Annotated in this window: 15 protein-coding genes and 1 tRNA gene; 9 read left to right on the top strand and 7 right to left on the bottom strand. The window is 68.8% G+C overall.

What is annotated here, in order from left to right; all coding sequences use genetic code 11:
• Positions 1 to 12: 12 nt before the first annotated feature.
• Positions 13 to 99, top strand: a tRNA-Leu gene (locus OOT46_RS00565).
• 29 nt (positions 100 to 128) lie between these two features.
• On the opposite strand, the gene OOT46_RS00560 is transcribed toward OOT46_RS00565, so the two are convergent.
• Positions 129 to 1400, bottom strand: a complete 1272-nt coding sequence (locus OOT46_RS00560) for an amidohydrolase family protein (protein WP_265401624.1) — start codon at positions 1398 to 1400, stop codon at positions 129 to 131.
• 171 nt (positions 1401 to 1571) lie between these two features.
• On the opposite strand from OOT46_RS00560, the gene OOT46_RS00555 reads away from it, so the two are divergent.
• Both OOT46_RS00555 and OOT46_RS00550 read left to right on the top strand, forming a co-directional pair.
• On the top strand, positions 1572 to 2174 hold the full coding sequence (locus OOT46_RS00555) for a rhomboid family intramembrane serine protease (protein WP_265401623.1): 603 nt from the start codon (positions 1572 to 1574) through the stop codon (positions 2172 to 2174).
• A gap of 95 nt (positions 2175 to 2269) precedes the next feature.
• Complete coding sequence (locus tag OOT46_RS00550; RefSeq protein WP_265401622.1) at positions 2270 to 3373, top strand: S1C family serine protease; 1104 nt, start codon at positions 2270 to 2272, stop codon at positions 3371 to 3373.
• A gap of 4 nt (positions 3374 to 3377) precedes the next feature.
• Here the strand turns inward: OOT46_RS00550 and OOT46_RS00545 are convergent, their stop codons facing one another.
• Positions 3378 to 4286, bottom strand: coding sequence for an SDR family oxidoreductase (locus tag OOT46_RS00545; RefSeq protein ID WP_265401621.1), 909 nt, complete (start codon positions 4284 to 4286; stop codon positions 3378 to 3380).
• A 79-nt stretch (positions 4287 to 4365) separates the two neighbouring features.
• Between OOT46_RS00545 and OOT46_RS00540 the strand changes: the two genes are divergently transcribed.
• From OOT46_RS00540 to OOT46_RS00530, 3 genes are all read left to right on the top strand, one after another.
• On the top strand, positions 4366 to 5397 hold the full coding sequence (locus tag OOT46_RS00540; RefSeq protein WP_265401620.1) for a CDP-6-deoxy-delta-3,4-glucoseen reductase: 1032 nt from the start codon (positions 4366 to 4368) through the stop codon (positions 5395 to 5397).
• A 122-nt stretch (positions 5398 to 5519) separates the two neighbouring features.
• On the top strand, positions 5520 to 6497 hold the full coding sequence (locus OOT46_RS00535) for a Bug family tripartite tricarboxylate transporter substrate binding protein (protein WP_265401619.1): 978 nt from the start codon (positions 5520 to 5522) through the stop codon (positions 6495 to 6497).
• Between the two features lie 219 nt (positions 6498 to 6716).
• The gene (locus OOT46_RS00530) at positions 6717 to 7973 is read left to right on the top strand and encodes an aminotransferase class III-fold pyridoxal phosphate-dependent enzyme (protein WP_265401618.1); all 1257 of its coding nucleotides are present in this window, start codon (positions 6717 to 6719) and stop codon (positions 7971 to 7973) included.
• Between the two features lie 76 nt (positions 7974 to 8049).
• Here OOT46_RS00530 and OOT46_RS00525 read toward each other — a convergent pair whose 3' ends face one another.
• From OOT46_RS00525 to OOT46_RS00505, 5 genes are all read right to left on the bottom strand, one after another.
• Positions 8050 to 8763, bottom strand: coding sequence for an ABC transporter ATP-binding protein (locus OOT46_RS00525; protein ID WP_265401617.1), 714 nt, complete (start codon positions 8761 to 8763; stop codon positions 8050 to 8052).
• Positions 8764 to 8791: 28 nt separating this feature from the next.
• Positions 8792 to 9574: an ABC transporter ATP-binding protein gene (locus OOT46_RS00520; RefSeq protein WP_265401616.1), complete on the bottom strand. Its 783-nt coding sequence runs from the start codon at positions 9572 to 9574 to the stop codon at positions 8792 to 8794.
• Positions 9575 to 9587: 13 nt separating this feature from the next.
• On the bottom strand, positions 9588 to 10676 hold the full coding sequence (locus tag OOT46_RS00515) for an ABC transporter permease subunit (protein WP_265401615.1): 1089 nt from the start codon (positions 10674 to 10676) through the stop codon (positions 9588 to 9590).
• 16 nt (positions 10677 to 10692) lie between these two features.
• Entirely contained in the window at positions 10693 to 11622 is a 930-nt protein-coding gene (locus tag OOT46_RS00510) for a branched-chain amino acid ABC transporter permease (RefSeq protein WP_265401614.1), read from the bottom strand.
• A gap of 232 nt (positions 11623 to 11854) precedes the next feature.
• Positions 11855 to 13168 (bottom strand): replication-associated recombination protein A, encoded by a 1314-nt coding sequence (locus tag OOT46_RS00505; protein ID WP_265401613.1) that lies wholly within the window; start codon positions 13166 to 13168, stop codon positions 11855 to 11857.
• A gap of 111 nt (positions 13169 to 13279) precedes the next feature.
• Between OOT46_RS00505 and OOT46_RS00500 the strand changes: the two genes are divergently transcribed.
• Genes OOT46_RS00500 through OOT46_RS00490 form a run of 3 tightly spaced genes read left to right on the top strand, consistent with a single transcriptional unit; the run spans position 13280 to position 15630 of the window.
• Positions 13280 to 13672, top strand: coding sequence for a DUF4398 domain-containing protein (locus OOT46_RS00500; RefSeq protein WP_265401612.1), 393 nt, complete (start codon positions 13280 to 13282; stop codon positions 13670 to 13672).
• A 21-nt stretch (positions 13673 to 13693) separates the two neighbouring features.
• A complete protein-coding gene (locus OOT46_RS00495) occupies positions 13694 to 14545 on the top strand; it encodes an OmpA family protein (RefSeq protein ID WP_265401611.1) in 852 nt (283 codons plus the stop codon).
• Positions 14542 to 15630 (top strand): AI-2E family transporter, encoded by a 1089-nt coding sequence (locus OOT46_RS00490; RefSeq protein ID WP_265401610.1) that lies wholly within the window; start codon positions 14542 to 14544, stop codon positions 15628 to 15630. Before OOT46_RS00495 ends, OOT46_RS00490 begins: the two co-directional genes overlap by 4 nt.
• Positions 15631 to 15674 lie beyond the last annotated feature (44 nt).

The raw sequence follows: 15674 nt of genomic DNA, 5'->3' as shown, positions 1-15674 counted from the left end.
GGCCCCGCACCTGCCCAGGTGGCGAAATAGGTAGACGCAAGGGACTCAAAATCCCTCGCCAGCGATGGCGTGCCGGTTCGAGTCCGGCCCTGGGCACCAGATGCATGCAGCCATGGCGGCCGCTTCGCTCAACGTTGAAAGCTGGTCTGCTGCGGCCGCGCCGGCAGGCTCAGGTCAACGACCATCGGCGCCGTCCTTGCCAGCACCTTGCCCGCCCGCATGACCATCAAGCGCGTGGCCCGCAGCCGGATCGCCTCGACGGGGTCGCGGGCCTGCAGCAGCACGAGGTCGGCTCGGCAGCCGGGCTCCAGGCCATACCCCTCCAGGCCCAGCACGGCGGCCGGCGTACTGGTCACCGCCGCGTAGCACTGCCGCATCGCCGCCTGGGACGTCATCTGCGCCACGTGCAGCCCCATGTGCGCGACCTCCAGCATGTCTGCGCTGCCCAGGGCGTACCACGGATCCATCACGCAATCGTGGCCGAAGGCCACCGGGACGCCGGCCGCCAGCAGCTCCGGCACCCGGGTCATGCCGCGACGCTTGGGATAGGTGTCATGGCGGCCCTGCAGCGTGATGTTGATCAGCGGATTGGCAATGGCGGCCACGCCGGCCTCGCGGATCAGCGGGATCAGCTTGGAGACGTAGTAGTTGTCCATCGAGTGCATCGACGTCAGGTGGGAGCCGGCCACCCGCCCCTGCAGCCCCAGACGCTGGGCCTGGAAGGCCAGCGTCTCGATGTGGCGCGACATCGGGTCGTCGGTCTCGTCGCAGTGCATGTCCACCCGCAGCCCGCGCTCGGCCGCCAGCTCGCACAGCAGCCGCACCGACTCGGCGCCCTCGGCCATCGTGCGTTCGAAATGCGGGATGCCGCCCACCACGTCGACCCCCAGGTCGAGCGCCCGCTTCAAGGGCTCCCAGGCCCCGGCCTTGCGCAGCACACCGTCCTGCGGGAAGGCCACCAGCTGCAGGTCGAGGTAGGGCCGCACCTGCTGCTTGACGTGCAGCAGGGCCTCCACCGCGAGCAGCCGCGGGTCGCAGACGTCCACATGGGTGCGGATCGCGAGCAGGCCGCGCGCCACCGCCCAGTCGCAATAGGCCAGCGCCCGCTCGACGAGCGCCTCCTGGGTCAGCAGGGGCTTGAGCTCGCCCCACAGCGCGATGCCCTCCAGCAGGGTGCCGCTCTGGTTGACGCGCGGCAGGCCATAGCTCAGGGTCGAGTCCATGTGGAAGTGGGCGTCCACGAAGGGCGGGCTCACCAGCTGCCCGGCAGCATCGATCTCGTGCTGCGCCTGGGCGGGCAGTGCCGGCTGCACCGCGACGATGCGGCCGTCGGCGATGGCGATGTCCTGGCCGGTGCGGCCGTCCGGCAGGGTGCAGTTGCGCAGGAGGGTCTCTAGCATGGCGCGCCTTCTCGGAGGGGATCCTCTGCGGCACGATGGCGGCCGCAGGCAGGGCTGCCATCGTGCCATGCAAGAAAGCCGCCAGGCAGCGCCAAGTCCCCATGTGGGACGCTGACAGGCCCGCCGCTATGATGGAGCGCTTTTGACCCCAACCGTCGCACGGCCGCCACGATGCCCTCCCTGCCTCCCATCATCAAAGCCCTGCTGCTGATCAATGTCGCCGCCTTCTGCGTGCGCAACATCCTGGCTCCCCAGCTCACTTTGCCGCTGGCGCTGTGGCCGCTGCCCAGCGGCCAGTTCATGCCCTGGCAGGTCGTCACCTATGCCTTCCTGCACGGTGACACCCTGCACCTGTTCTTCAACATGCTCGGGCTGTGGATGTTCGGCAGCGAGCTGGAGCGCCTCTGGGGCGACAAGCGCTTCATCCAGTTCTACGCCGCCAGCATCCTGAGTGCGGCGGCGGTGCAGCTGCTGGTCACCTTCCTGGCCGGCTCCATCTATCCGACCGTGGGCGCCTCGGGCGGCCTGTTCGGCCTGCTGCTGGCCTACGGCATGACCTTTCCGAACCGCACCATCATGCCGCTGTTCCCGCCCATCCCGATGAAGGCCAAGGTGTTCGTCGCCGTGTTCGGCGCACTCGAACTCGCCTTCGGCGTGGCCTCCAGCGGCTCGGGCGTGGCCCACTTCGCGCATCTGGGCGGCATGCTGGGCGGCTTCCTGATGATCCGCTACTGGCGCGGGCAGCCCCCTTTCAAGAAGCGCCGCCGCTTCTGACGGCCCCGACCAGGGACGGCAATCCCCTGCCACAAGCGCAGGGATGCCGAAAGAGCGATGCTGCGTCATCCGCTCTTATCGCAGTGGGGTGCGCCATGCTTGGATCGCGTGCATCGTTCCCGTCGTCCCTGCTCCGCCGCCTGACGGCCGGATGCCTCTTCGTGGCGCTGGCCTGCGGGCTCTCGGCACGCGCCGCCGTACCGGACACGCCCGCCGCAGCCGCCGAGCCGCGCGCCACCCCGGCGAGCGACGCGGCTTCGGACCCCGCGATCCAGAAACAGGCCCGGGTGCTGCGCCACGCCGCCGCTGCCATGGTCGGCGTGCGCGCGGTCGCCACGCCGCAGGCGCACTCGACCGACACGCTGGGCCCGGTGCGCATGGGCTCGGGTGTCGTCATCGACAAGGACGGAACCGTGCTCACCATCGGCTACCTCATCATGGAAGCCGAGCGCGTGGACCTCGAGACCGGCACGGGCAAGGTGGTTCCGGCGCGCGTCGTGGCCTACGACCTCGCCACCGGCTTCGGCCTGCTCAAGCCGCTCGTGCCCATGGGCGTCGAGCCGGCTCCGCTCGGCGCCTCGGGAGCCGTCGACGAAACCGAGCCGCACGTGATCGTCAGCGGCGGCAGCGAAGCCGAGATGAGCCTCGCGCAGGTCGTGGCGCGTCGCCCCTTCTCGGGCTACTGGGAGTACCACATCGAGGACGCGTTGTTCACCGTGCCGCCGCGGGTGGACCACAGCGGCGCCGGCCTCTTCAACCGCCGCGGCGAGCTGGTCGGCATCGGCTCGCTGATCGTGATGGAGGCAGCCAGCCCCGGCGTGCCCGAGCCCGGCAACATGTTCGTGCCGGTGGACCTGCTCAAGCCGGTGCTGGCGGAGCTGCGCACCCGCGGTGCCTCGGCGCGCAGCACGCGTGCCTGGCTGGGCGTCAACTGCATCGAGCAGCAAGGCCTGGTGCGGGTGGTGCGCGTCAGCGCCGACAGCCCGGCGGAGCAGGCCGGCGTCGAACCGGGCGACCTCATCCTCAAGCTCGACGGCCTGCCGATCAACAGCCTGGAGGCGTTCTACAAGAAGCTCTGGGACCACGCCCAGGCCGAGCGCGAGGTGACGCTGGAGATCGGCCGTGGCGCCAGCGTGCAGAGCAAGACGGCCCACACGGTGGATCGCATGAAGACCTTGCGCCGCGCCGTGGGCATCTGAAGCTTCAGTCCAGCAGCCCGGAGTGCACCGTCGGGTGGCGCAGCCGCAGGCGCAGCTCCTGCTTCAGGCGGCGGTTGTCGAGCCGGCGCGACTCGCTCATGAAGGACAGCGACATCGGGGAGAGCCGTTCGGCGGCCTCGGCGCGGCTGAGGCGGGGCGGCCGCGGCAACCCGCACAGGTCGGCCGCGAGGTCGAAGTAGTCGCCCATCTTCAGCTCGGTGTCGTCGCTGGCGTGCACCACCCGCTGCGGCCGGCCCCGGAACAGCGCCGCCACGCAGGCGCGCGCCAGGTCGTCGGCATGGATGTGATTGGTGTAGACATCATCCTCCGGGCGCAACACCGGTACGCCGCGCGTCAGGCGTTCGCGCGGGTGACCGCCGGGCCGGTCGCCGGCGTAGATGCCCGGAATGCGCAGCAGCGTGACGCGCACACCGCTGGCGCGGCCGAAGCCGCGCAGGCGCTGCTCGGCGTCGACACGCCGCAGCGCCCGCGCGGACGCCGGGCGGGGCGGGCGGGTCTCGTCGAAACGCGTCCCCTGCGCATCCCCATACACTCCGCTGGTGCTGCCGTACACCAGGGTTCGCACCCGGCTCTTGCGGGCGAATGCCTGCAGCAGCGCTGCGGTGCGGGTGTCGCTGTCGCCCTGCGCCGGAGGCGGCGCGAGGTGCAGCACCCTGTCAGCGAGCCCCGCCAGTCGGCCCAGCGTGACTGGCCGGTCGAGGTCGCCGAGCAGCGGCACCGCGCCGAGCGCCCGCAGGCCGGCCATGGCCTCCGGGCGCGAGGTCAGGGCGTACACGCGAACCCGGGGCGCGAGCAGCTTGATGACACGCTGCCCGACATCGCCGCAACCGACGATCAGCAGGCGGCAAGTTCGTGACAGAGAGGAAAGGCACAGATCTGAACGGTGGGACATGTCGGGCACAGGGAGGCAAAAGGTCCGACGCGCGGAACCGGGGCACAATCACGGGCGGCTCAGTTTAAAAGGTCCCCCCATGACATTCACCGTGACCGTGCAGCCCAGCGGCCACACCTTCGAGGTCCAGCGCGACGAGACCATCCTGGCGGCAGCCATCCGACAAGGCGTCGGCCTGCCCTACGGCTGCAAGGACGGCGCCTGCGGCTCCTGCAAGAGCCGTCTGCTGGAAGGCCGTGTGCTGCACGGCGCCCACCAGGTCAAGGCCATGTCGCCGGCCGAGGAAGAAGCTGGCTACACCCTCACCTGCTGCGGCACACCGCAAACCGACGTGGTGATCGAATCGCGCGAGGTGGTCGGCGCCGGCCAGTTCGCGGTCAAGAAGATGCCCTGCCGCGTCAGCAGCATCGAAAAGCCGGCCGGCGACGTCGCGGTGCTGAAGCTGCAGCTGCCGGCGAACGACCGGCTGCAGTACCACGCCGGGCAGTACGTCGAGTTCATCCTGCGCGACGGCTCACGGCGCAGCTATTCGATGGCCAACGCCCCACACACGCAGGTGGACAAGCCGGGCATCGAGCTGCACATCCGCCACATGGTCGGCGGCAAGTTCACCGACCACGTCTTCGGTGCGATGAAGGAAAAGGAGATCCTTCGCATGGAAGGGCCTTTCGGCAGCTTCTTCCTGCGCGAGGACAGCGACAAACCCATCGTGCTGCTCGCCTCGGGCACCGGCTTTGCGCCGATCAAGGCGATCATCGAGCACATGCAGTTCAAGGCCATCACGCGCCCGACCGTGCTCTATTGGGGCTGCCGCAGCAAGCAGGACCTCTACCTCCACGAGTGGGCGCTGCAGGCGACCCGCGAGCTGCCCCATTTGCGCTACGTGCCGGTGCTCTCGGAGCCCAAGCCGGAGGACGCATGGAGCGGCGCGGTGGGCTTCGTCCATCAGCAGGTGATGCAGGACCTTCCTGATCTGTCCGGCTACCAGGTCTATGCCTGCGGCGCACCCGTGATGGTAGAGTCGGCTCAGCGTGATTTCATTGCGCATTGCGGGCTGCCGGAGGGCGAGTTCTACGCTGATTCCTTCACGTCCGAAGCCGACAAACACTGAACTCCACCGACCCTGAGCGCGCGCCCCCACGATGGGCGCTGCGCTTGCTGCCGGCGCATCCCCATCGGGGCGCTGGCCCCTGCCCTTCCTTGTCGGCATCGGCTTTTACCGAGCAGTAAACCATGAACCGACGCTCCTGGCTGCAGACCCGGGCCGCCCTGGCCGGGTCCTTGTGTTTCCCGGCTGTGCTGCGCGCTCAGAGCCGCACCGTCAAGCTGGTCGTCCCTTACACCGCAGGCGGTCCGCTGGACGCGCTCGCCCGCGTCCTCGCCGAAAAGGCCAAGGACCCGCTGGGTACGGTCATCGTCGAGAACCGCGCCGGCGCCGGCGGCAACCTGGGCGCCGACTTCGTCGCCAAGGCGCCGCCGGACGGCAACACGCTCGTGATGGGCGCGGTCGCCACCCACGCCATCAATCCCTGGCTCTACAAGAGCATCCCCTACGACCCGATCCGCGACTTCGCCCCCATCACGCTGGTGGCCCGCGTGCCCAACGTGCTGGTGCTCAACGCCGAAAGCGCCAGGCGCCTGCGGATCAACAGCGTCAAGGACCTGATCGACTACGCCCGCAAGAACCCGGGCAAACTCAACTACGGCTCGGGCGGCAACGGCAGCGCCGGCCACCTGGCCGGCGAGATGTTCAAGAACCAGGCCAGGGTCAGCATGGTGCACATCCCCTACGCGGGCGCGGCACCGGCGCAACTGGGCCTGCTGTCGGGCCAGGTCGACCTGAATTTCGACAATCTGGCCTCGGCCGCCGCCAACATCCGTGCCGGCAAGCTCAAGGCGCTGGCCGTCACGACGGCCGAGCGCAGCAGCGCGATGCCCGATCTGCCGACGATCGCTGAAGCCGGTCTGCCGGGTTTCGCGATCGACACCTGGTTCGGCCTGTTCGCCCCGGCCAAGACGCCGCCAGAGGTCGTCGCGCAGCTCAACAAGACCTTCGTCAACGTGCTCACGATGCCCGACGTGAAGGCGCGTTTCGCGACCTTCATGGCCGAGCCGGCACCAACCACACCGCAGCAGTTCGCGGCCTTCGTGAAGTCCGAGCTGGCCAAGTACCAGGGCGTGGTGCAGCGCAGCGGGGCCAAGATCGAGTGACGCAGGCGGCCGCGGCATTTGACGCACCGCAGCCTTTGCCTTAGCCTTTGCACCCATGTTGACGACTCTCCGCCCCACTGACCGCGCACTGCGACGTTCCTCTCGACGACGATGTTGAGGAACCCGCTCTGCCTGGCTCGCGCCGGAGAGACACGCCAAAGGCCACGGGTTCCCCTCGTGGCCTTTTTCTTTTTCTGGTTCGTTCAACGAGGAGGTGCGATGCACTTCGATTCCGCCACACCTTTCAACCACTACCCGGTTGACGCACTGATGCACGTCGCCCAGCGGCCGCCGCACGTCTTCGTGCGCGGCCAGGGCAGCTGGCTGTGGGATTCCACCGGCCGCCGCTACCTGGACTTCGTGCAGGGCTGGGCGGTCAATGCCCTGGGCCACGCGGCACCCGAGGTGGTCGAGGCCTTGGCCCGCCAGGCGGGGCGACTGCTGCACAGCGGACCCGGACTCTACAACGACCGGGCCATCGAGCTCGCCGCCGAGCTGGGCCGGCTCAGCGGCTTGACGCGGGTCTTCTTCACCAACAACGGCGCCGAGGCGAACGAGGGCGCCATCAAGCTGGCGCGCAAGTTCGGCCAGGTCCACCGGGGTGGCGCCCACCGTGTGATCACCTTCGAGAACGCCTTCCATGGCCGCACCCTGGCGACCATGAGCGCGAGCGGCAAGCCCGGCTTCGACCGGCTCTTCCCGCCCAAGGTACCGGGCTTCGCCAAGGCGCGCTTGAACGAGCTCGCCAGCGTCGAGGCGCTGGTCGACCGTGACACGGTGGCGGTGCTGCTGGAGCTGGTGCAAGGGGAAGCGGGTGTGATCGAAGCGCAGCCGGACTTCGTGCGCGGCTTGCGCCGGCTGTGCGACGAGCACGGCCTGCTGCTGATGATCGACGAGGTACAGACCGGCATCGGCCGCACCGGCCGGTTGTTCGGCTTCGAGCACCACCCGGGCCTGAAGCCCGACGTGGTAACGCTCGGCAAGGGCCTGGGCGGCGGCGTGCCGATCGGCGCCGTGCTGGCGCGCGAGGAGGTGTGCTGCTTCGCGCCCGGCGACCAGGGCGGCACCTTCAACGGCAACGCCCTGGTCTGCGCAGCGGCGCAGGCCGTGGTGGCGCGTGTGAGTCAGCCCGACTTCCTGGCCGGCGTGCGCGATCGGGCCGAGCAGCTGAAGGCCGGCCTGCAAGGTCTCGCCCGGCGGCGGGGCCTGGGCGCATGGCGAGGCGCCGGGCTGCTGCAGGCACTGGAGCTGCCGCCCGGGCTGCTCGCGGGGCCGATCGCCGAAACCGCGCTCGGCCTGGCGACCGACGTCGAAACGCCGGGCCTGCTGGTGAACCCGGTCCGGCCAGAAAGGCTGCGTTTCATACCGGCACTCAACTGCAGCGCCGCTGAAATCGAACTGGCGGTCGAACTGCTCCGACAGGCGCTCGACCGGGTCGAAGCAACGCGCGTCCTGCCCGCTTCCACGGCCGCTTGAGGTCTCACCGCCTCTGCAGCGCCCCTCGCGCATGAAAAAGGCCGCCCGAGGGCGGCCTGTGCTGGCGCGCTGCGGCTCACTCGCCCAGGTAGGCAGCGCGCACGCGAGGGTCGTTCAGCAGTTGGTCGGCAGGGCCGTTCATGGTCACCTCGCCGGACTCCATCACGTAGCCGCGGTTGGCCAGGCCCAGCGCGCGGCTGGCGTTCTGCTCGACCAGCAGCACCGTGACACCCTGCTTGTGGATGTCGTTCACGACCTCGAAGATCTTGTCGACCATGATGGGCGACAGGCCCATCGAGGGCTCGTCCAGCAGCAGCAGCTTGGGGCGCGCCATCAGCGCACGGCCCATCGCCAGCATTTGCTGCTCACCGCCCGACATCGTGCCCGCCAGCTGGTTGCGGCGCTCCTTCAGACGCGGGAACAGCGCGAACACCTTCTCGATGTCGGCCTGGATTTCCTTGTCCTTGCGGATGAAGGCGCCCATCAGCAGGTTCTCGGTGATGCTCATGCGGGTGAAGGTGCCGCGGCCTTCGGGCACCATCACCAGGCCCTGCTTCACCAGGTCCCAGGCGCCCTTGCCGGTGCAGGGGCGGCCGAGGTATTCGACGCTGCCGTCGGCGATGGCCTGGGTGCCGGTGATGGCCTTCAGCGTGGTGGTCTTGCCGGCCCCGTTGGCGCCGATCAGGCTGACGAGTTCGCCTTCTTTGACTTCGAGCGACACGCCCTTGACGGCCTGGATGCCGCCGTAGGCGACTTTCAGGCCGCTGATCTTGAGGATGGTCTGGGTCATCTTCGAGTGCTTTCTATCGGAGGCGAGCTCAGTGGGCGGCATGGCCGGCGCCGAGGTAGGCCTCGATCACCTTCTCGTTGCGCTGCACGTCGTAAGGCGTGCCTTCGGCGATCTGCTTGCCGTAGTCGAGCACCGTGACGCGGTCGCACAGGCCCATCACCAGCTTCACGTCGTGCTCGATCAGCAGGATGGTGCGGCCGTCCTTGCGGATGCGGTCGATCAGCTCGCGCAGCACCACCTTCTCGGTGGCGTTCATGCCGGCGGCCGGCTCGTCGAGCGCGATCAGCTTGGGCTCGGTGGCCAGCGCCCGGGCGATCTCGAGGCGGCGCTGGTCGCCGTAGCTGAGGGTGCGCGCCTTGTAGTCGGCGTACTTGCCGATGCCCACGTACTCCAGCAGCAACAGCGCGCGCTCGCGGATCCTGGCCTCTTCCTCCTTGAAGGACTTGGTGCGGAAGACCGCACCGAACAGGCCCGAGTGGGTGCGGATGTGGCGCCCCACCATGACGTTCTCGACAGCGGTCATGTCGGCGAACAGGCGGATGTTCTGGAAGGTCCGCGCGATGCCGGCCTTGGCGACCTCGTGCACCGCAGCCGGCTTGTAGGGCTTGCCTTCCAGCTCGAAGCTGCCCGAGTCGGGCACATAGAGGCCGGTGATGACGTTGAAGAAGGTGGTCTTGCCAGCGCCATTGGGGCCGATCAGGCCGTAGACCTGGCCGCGGCGGATCTCGATGCCGACGTCGGACAGGGCCTGCAGCCCCCCGAAACGCTTGGAGACGCCGGCGACCTTCAGGACGATGTTGTCGTTGCTCATGTTCCGTGCTCCCTCACTTCACGGCCGGCTGGGGGGCCGCCTTGCCATGCTCGGGCGCGGGCCACAGGCCGCGCGGCCGCAGGAGCATCACGGCGATCATCGCCAGTGCGATCAGCAGCTGGCGCAGGATGGCCGCGTCCAGGCGGCCGTCGGTCATCTGCTGCAGCGGGCCCGCGACATAACGCAGCACCTCGGGCAGCGCGGCCAGCAGCAGCGCACCCAGCACCACACCCGGCAGGTGGCCGATGCCGCCCAGCACCACCATGGCGACGATCATCACCGACTCCATCAGGCTGAAGGACTCGGGCGAGATGAAACCCTGGAAGGCCGCGAACATCGAGCCCGAGACGCCGCCGAAGGTGGCGCCCATGCCGAAGGCCAGCAGCTTCATATTGCGCACGTTGATGCCCATCGCCTTGGCGGCGATGTCGTCCTCGCGGATCGCCATCCAGGCCCGGCCGACGCGGGAGTTCTGCAGGTTGTGCGAGATCAGGATGGACAGCAGCACCAGTGCCATGAACAGGTAGTAGTACAGCACCACCGGCGGCAGGCGGTAGTCGCCGATCATCAACGGCGAGCCGAAGTCGAAGCCGAAGATGCGCATCGAATCGATCGAGCTCAGGCCGCGCGGGCCGTTGGTGATGTTGACCGGGTACTCCAGGTTGTTCATGAACACCCGGATGATCTCGCCGAAGCCCAGCGTCACGATCGCCAGGTAGTCGCCGCGCAGGCGCAGCACCGGGGTGCCGAGCAAGACGCCGGCCAGCGCCGCGACGCCGGCGGCCAGCGGGACGATCAGCCAGATCGGCGTGTGCAGGCCGGTGGGGAACATCGCCGCGATGGCGGGGAAGGTCTCGAACAGGTGGGGCGAGGCCATCAGCGCGAACAGGTAGGCACCCACCGCGTAGAAGGCCACGTAGCCGAGATCCAGCAGGCCGGCATAGCCGACCACGATGTTCAGGCCCAGCGCCAGCATCACGTAGAGCAACGCCAGGTCGATGATGCGCACCCAGCCCTGGCCGAAGTACAGCGCGATGTGCGGCACGAGCATCAGTGCGATGGCGATCAGCACAAAGGAAAGCAGCTTGTTTTTTTGCAGCATGGCAGTCTCCAGGCGGTCAGGCGCGATCCGCCACGCGCTCGCCCAGCAGGCCCGAAGGACGCAGGGTCAGCACGAGAATCAGGACGACGAAGGCAAAAATGTCGGCATAGTGGCTGCCCAGCACGCCACCGGTCAGCTCGCCCAGGTAGCCCGAGCCGATCGCCTCGATCAGGCCCAGCAGCACGCCGCCGACCATCGCGCCGGTCAGGTTGCCGATGCCGCCGAACACCGCGGCCGTGAAGGCCTTCAGGCCCGGCAGGAACCCCATCGAGTGCTGCACCGTGCCGTAGTTGGCGGCCCACATCACGCCAGCCACCGCCGCCAGCGAGGCGCCGATGATGAAGGTGGCGGAGATCACCATGTCAGGACGCACCCCCATCAAGCTGGCGACACGCGGGTTCTCCGCAGTGGCACGCATCGCGCGGCCCAGCTTGGTCTTGTTCACCAGCCACAGCAGGCCCACCAGCAGCACGGCGGTGGTGCCGAGGATGAGCAGCTGGGTCACCGTGATGACGGCGCCGCCGATGGGCACCACCTCGGTGGGCAGCAACAGCGGATAGGGCTTGGGATTCGGCTTCCACAGGATCATCGCGAGCGTCTGCAGCAGGATGGACATGCCGATCGCGGTGATCAGGGGCGCCAGGCGGGGAGCGTTGCGCAGCGGCCGGTAGGCAATCTTCTCGATCGCGAAGTTGAGCGCCGAGCAGACCACGATCGCGCACAGCAGCGAGATCAGCATCATCGCCCAGCCGGGCATCGTGGGCGCCACCTCCTGAAGGAAGCTGACCACGGTCCAGCTGGTCAGGGCGCCGACCATCAGCACCTCGCCATGCGCGAAGTTGATCAGGCTGATGATGCCGTAGACCATCGTATAGCCCAGTGCCACGAGCGCATACATGCTGCCGAGCACCAGACCATTGATGATCTGTTGGAGAAAGATGTCCATCCCGTCGGTCTCCGGAGAAAAGGTAAATGTCGGCCTGCAGCAAAAACCGGGCCCGCCTTCACCAGCAGGGGAAGGCCAGGAAACCGGTCAGCGAAGCGCCCGACAGCAGCCGGCAGCGGCGAGCAGCGCCACCGCGGCCCCAAAATGGCGCGGATTGTAGCCAGCCGCGGCTTGGTGAAAAGTTCGGGGTTTACCCTTCAGAGCCCGTGAATCCAACATCCGCACGAAAAGATCATCGTTTTTTGCGCGATTCTTCGTTCTTTTGACGCAATTCTTCGAGTTTTTCTCCGATGCGAATCTCCAGCCCCCTGGGTGCGGGGTGGTAGAAAGTCACCGCCTCTACGCCCTCCGGAAAGTAGGTTTCGCCGGCTGCAAAGGCGCCTTCCTCGTCGTGCGCGTAGCGGTAGCCCTTTGAGTACCCCAGGTCCTTCATCAGTTGTGTCGGAGCGTTGCGAAGATGCAAGGGCACCGGTCGGGTGCCGTCCTGCTTCACGAAGGCCCGCACCGCCTTGTAGGCGGCGTAGACCGCGTTGGACTTGGGCGCCACTGCAAGATAGACGACGGCTTGGGCGAGGGCCAGCTCACCCTCGGGTGAGCCCAGGCGCTCATAGGTCTCGGCGGCGTCCAGGGTCAGGCGCAGCGCGCGCGGGTCGGCCAGGCCGATGTCCTCGGCCGCCATGCGGATCAGCCGGCGCGAGATGTAGCGGGCGTCCACGCCGCCGTCCACCATGCGCACGAACCAGTAGAGCGCGGCGTCGGGATCGGAGCCGCGCACCGACTTGTGCAGGGCCGAGATGGTGTCGTAGAACTGCTCCCCGCCCTTGTCGTAGCGACGCAGCTGCTCACCGAGCGAGCGTTCCAGCATCGCCTCGTCGATTTCCAGCACGCCCTGCGGCCCGCTCATGCGCACCAGGTTCTCGTAGGTGTTGAGCAGGCGGCGGGCGTCGCCGTCGGCATAGCCGATCAAGCGATCGCGCGCGGCCTCGGTCAGGCCGGGTGAATTCAGCAAGGCTTGCGCCTTGTCGAGCAGCGCCTGCATGTCGTCGGGCCCGATGGCCTGCAGCACGTGCACCGTGGCACGCGACAGCAGCGCCGAGTTGACCTCGAAGGACGGATTCTCGGTGGTCGCGCCGATGAAGGTGAACAGGCCGGACTCCACGTGCGGCAGAAAGGCGTCCTGCTGCGACTTGTTGAAGCGGTGCACCTCGTCGACGAAGACGATCGTCTGGCGACCCATGCTGCGCGCCACCTGCGCCTGCTCGACCGCCTCGCGGATGTCCTTCACGCCGCCCAGCACGGCCGAGATCTGGATGAACTGGGCGTCGAAGGCATCGGCCATCAGGCGCGCCAGCGTGGTCTTGCCGACGCCGGGCGGGCCCCACAGGATCATCGAGTGCGGCTGGCCCGACTCGAAGGCAGCGCGCAGCGGCTTGTCCGCCCCCAGCAGGTGTTGCTGGCCGATCACCTGGTCCAGGGTGCGCGGCCGCAACCGTTCGGCCAAGGGGGCTTGCGGCACGGGAGCCGCCGCAGAAAGAAGATCGGGCATGGCGCGGATTGTGGCAGGCCCCGGCGCCTGCCGGGCAGCGCCCCTGACAGGACAGGAACAAAACCTGCTGCCTGGATGACGTCTTCCACCCCGTCAAAGAAGGAGACGTGCATGAAGGACTCTTCACCGATCTGCTGGCGGCTCGCGCTGCCACTGGCCACCGCGGCCCTGCTGGTGGCCTGCGCCGGCAAACCCGCTGCTCCCACCGACCAGATGGCGGTCTCGCAGGCCGCCGTCGATGCCGCCGTGACGGCGGGCGCCGTCGAGCATGCCCCGCTGGAGCTCAACCAGGCCCGGCAGAAGCTCGACAGCGCCAAAAACGCTGCGCGCACCGACGACCCCCTGACCGCGCGCCGCCTGGCGGAGCAGGCCGAGGTCGATGCCCAGGCGGCCAGCGCCAAGGCCAATGCCGAAAAATCGCGCAAGGCTGTCGCCGAGATCGAGCAGAGCATCCGCATGCTGCGCGAGGAGATGGCGCGGCCGAACACGCGCCCCGCGTCTTGAACAGAACAACAGGAGCACGCCATGAACCATCAATTCAGTCTGTCCGCGCTGGCGCTGGCCAGCGGACTGCTGGCCGGATGCGGCAGCACGCCGACCCAGCCCAACGCCGCCCTGGAGGAAGCGCGCCAGCTGTATGGCCGTACCAGCAACAGCCCGTCGGTCGCCAAGGGCGCGGCGGTCGAGCTGGACCGGGCGCGCCAGGCACTCAACCGGGCCGACCAGGCCTGGACCGACAACCGGGACAGCGCCGAGACCAACCACCTGGCCTACCTCGCCAAGCAACTCACCGTGGTGGCGATGGAGACCGGCGCCCAGCGCGAGGCCGAAGCCCGGGTGCAGCAGGCCAGCGCCGAGCGCGAGCGGGTGCGCGCCGACGCGCGCAGCAGCGAGGCCCGGGTCGCCCATGCGCGCGCGGACAGCGCGCAGCAGCAGGCCACGATGGCACAGCAGCAGGCTCGCGCGCTCGAACAGGAGCTGCAGCAACTGTCGGCCCGCAACACCGACCGCGGCATGGTGGTGACCCTTCAGGACGTGCTGTTCGACGTCGGCCAGGCCACCCTCAAGCCCGGTGCGGAGCGCACCCTCGAACGTGTCGCCGAACTGCTCAAGCAGCACCCCGAGCGGCGCCTGCTGATCGAAGGCTACACCGACAGCACCGGCAGCGAAACCACCAACCTGGAGCTGTCGCGCCAGCGCGCCGAAGCGGTGCAACGGGTGCTGACGGCACGCGGCGTCGGCGCCGAGCGCATCGAGGTGCAGCCGCGCGGAGAGGCCTACCCGGTCGCCAACAACGAGACCGCTGCCGGCCGGCAGCTGAACCGGCGCGTCGAACTGCTGTTCTCCGACGAGCAAGGCCAGATCGAGCCGCGGTGAGCGACCCGCTCCCTTCGAGCGCGCCGCCGCCCGGGCCGGCGCCGTCACGCAGCGTGCCGGCCTGGGTGGGCTTCGCGCTCCTGGGCATCGCGCTGGTCTTGCTGCTCAAGCTCGGCAAGTCGGTGGCGCTGCCGGTCGCGGTCGCGGTGATGATGACTTTCGTGCTCGCGACGCCGGTGCGCGGCCTGCAGCGCGCCGGCGTGCCCCCGCCGCTGGGGGCCGGTCTCGTGCTGGTGGCGCTGCTCGGCACGCTGCTGCTGTTCGGCAGCACCCTGGTGGCACCGGCGGCCGTCTGGTGGGAGCGGGCCCCCGCCAACCTGCAGCAGCTGATGGAGGCCATCGAGCGGCTGCGCGCGGCGCTGCCGGGCGGCGCCGGCAGCAGCGGCCCGGACAGCGCCGAGCTGCGTGAACAATTGCGCACCGAGGGCCTGTTGTTGACCCGCGTGGTGCTGGGCGAGCTCTGGCAGTTCCTGATCTCCGGCGCAGCCACCGTCATCCTGCTGTACTTCATGCTCGCCAGCGAACAGTGGCTGGTCGACTGCACCGTGAGGGCCCTGCGGCAGCGCCGCACCCGCGTGCTGGTGTTGTCCGGCATGCGCGAGGCGCAACGCGACATCGGCCGCTTCCTCGGCACCATGACGCTGCTCAACATCGGTCTGGGTGTCGCGACCGCCCTGGTGCTGCACCCGCTGGGCCTGCCCAACCCCATCCTCTGGGGCACGCTGGCGGCGGTGCTCAACTTCATCTTCTACATCGGGCCGGTGCTGATGACGGTGCTGCTGCTGCTCGCCGGAATCTCCACCTTCAGCTCGGCCGCCCTGATGCTCGCGCCGGCCTTCGCCTTCCTGGTCCTCAACGCGATCGAGAGCAACCTGGTCGGCCCCTGGCTGATGGGCCGCAGGCTGCGGCTGAACCCGGTGTTCGTGTTCCTGTCGGTGATGCTGTGGGGCTGGATCTGGGGCATGGCCGGCGCCCTGATCGCGGTGCCGATGCTGCTCGGCCTGCGCGCGGTGGCCCGGCGCGTGCCCCGGCTGCGGCTGCTGCGCAACTACATCAGCGACCCCCGCGACGTGCACGACCTCTGAGGCGGGAACGGCCCGTAGGCCGCGCCGGGGGCCGCATCAGGCCC

It is taken from the genome of Aquabacterium sp. A7-Y, from assembly GCF_026153205.1.
Taxonomy (GTDB): domain Bacteria; phylum Pseudomonadota; class Gammaproteobacteria; order Burkholderiales; family Burkholderiaceae_C; genus Caldimonas.
Note: the sequence above shows the minus strand (reverse complement) of the source record. Positions and strands in the feature narration are given on the sequence as shown.

Coding starts and splice junctions, on each gene's coding strand:
- OOT46_RS00530 (WP_265401618.1), top strand. CDS start 6,717: ATGCACTTCGATTCCGCCACACCTTTCAACCACTACCCGGTTGACGCA.
- OOT46_RS00555 (WP_265401623.1), top strand. CDS start 1,572: ATGCCCTCCCTGCCTCCCATCATCAAAGCCCTGCTGCTGATCAATGTC.
- OOT46_RS00535 (WP_265401619.1), top strand. CDS start 5,520: ATGAACCGACGCTCCTGGCTGCAGACCCGGGCCGCCCTGGCCGGGTCC.
- OOT46_RS00505 (WP_265401613.1), bottom strand. CDS start 13,168: ATGCCCGATCTTCTTTCTGCGGCGGCTCCCGTGCCGCAAGCCCCCTTG.
- OOT46_RS00550 (WP_265401622.1), top strand. CDS start 2,270: ATGCTTGGATCGCGTGCATCGTTCCCGTCGTCCCTGCTCCGCCGCCTG.
- OOT46_RS00540 (WP_265401620.1), top strand. CDS start 4,366: ATGACATTCACCGTGACCGTGCAGCCCAGCGGCCACACCTTCGAGGTC.
- OOT46_RS00560 (WP_265401624.1), bottom strand. CDS start 1,400: ATGCTAGAGACCCTCCTGCGCAACTGCACCCTGCCGGACGGCCGCACC.
- OOT46_RS00515 (WP_265401615.1), bottom strand. CDS start 10,676: ATGCTGCAAAAAAACAAGCTGCTTTCCTTTGTGCTGATCGCCATCGCA.
- OOT46_RS00500 (WP_265401612.1), top strand. CDS start 13,280: ATGAAGGACTCTTCACCGATCTGCTGGCGGCTCGCGCTGCCACTGGCC.
- OOT46_RS00545 (WP_265401621.1), bottom strand. CDS start 4,286: ATGTCCCACCGTTCAGATCTGTGCCTTTCCTCTCTGTCACGAACTTGC.
- OOT46_RS00510 (WP_265401614.1), bottom strand. CDS start 11,622: ATGGACATCTTTCTCCAACAGATCATCAATGGTCTGGTGCTCGGCAGC.
- OOT46_RS00525 (WP_265401617.1), bottom strand. CDS start 8,763: ATGACCCAGACCATCCTCAAGATCAGCGGCCTGAAAGTCGCCTACGGC.
- OOT46_RS00520 (WP_265401616.1), bottom strand. CDS start 9,574: ATGAGCAACGACAACATCGTCCTGAAGGTCGCCGGCGTCTCCAAGCGT.
- OOT46_RS00495 (WP_265401611.1), top strand. CDS start 13,694: ATGAACCATCAATTCAGTCTGTCCGCGCTGGCGCTGGCCAGCGGACTG.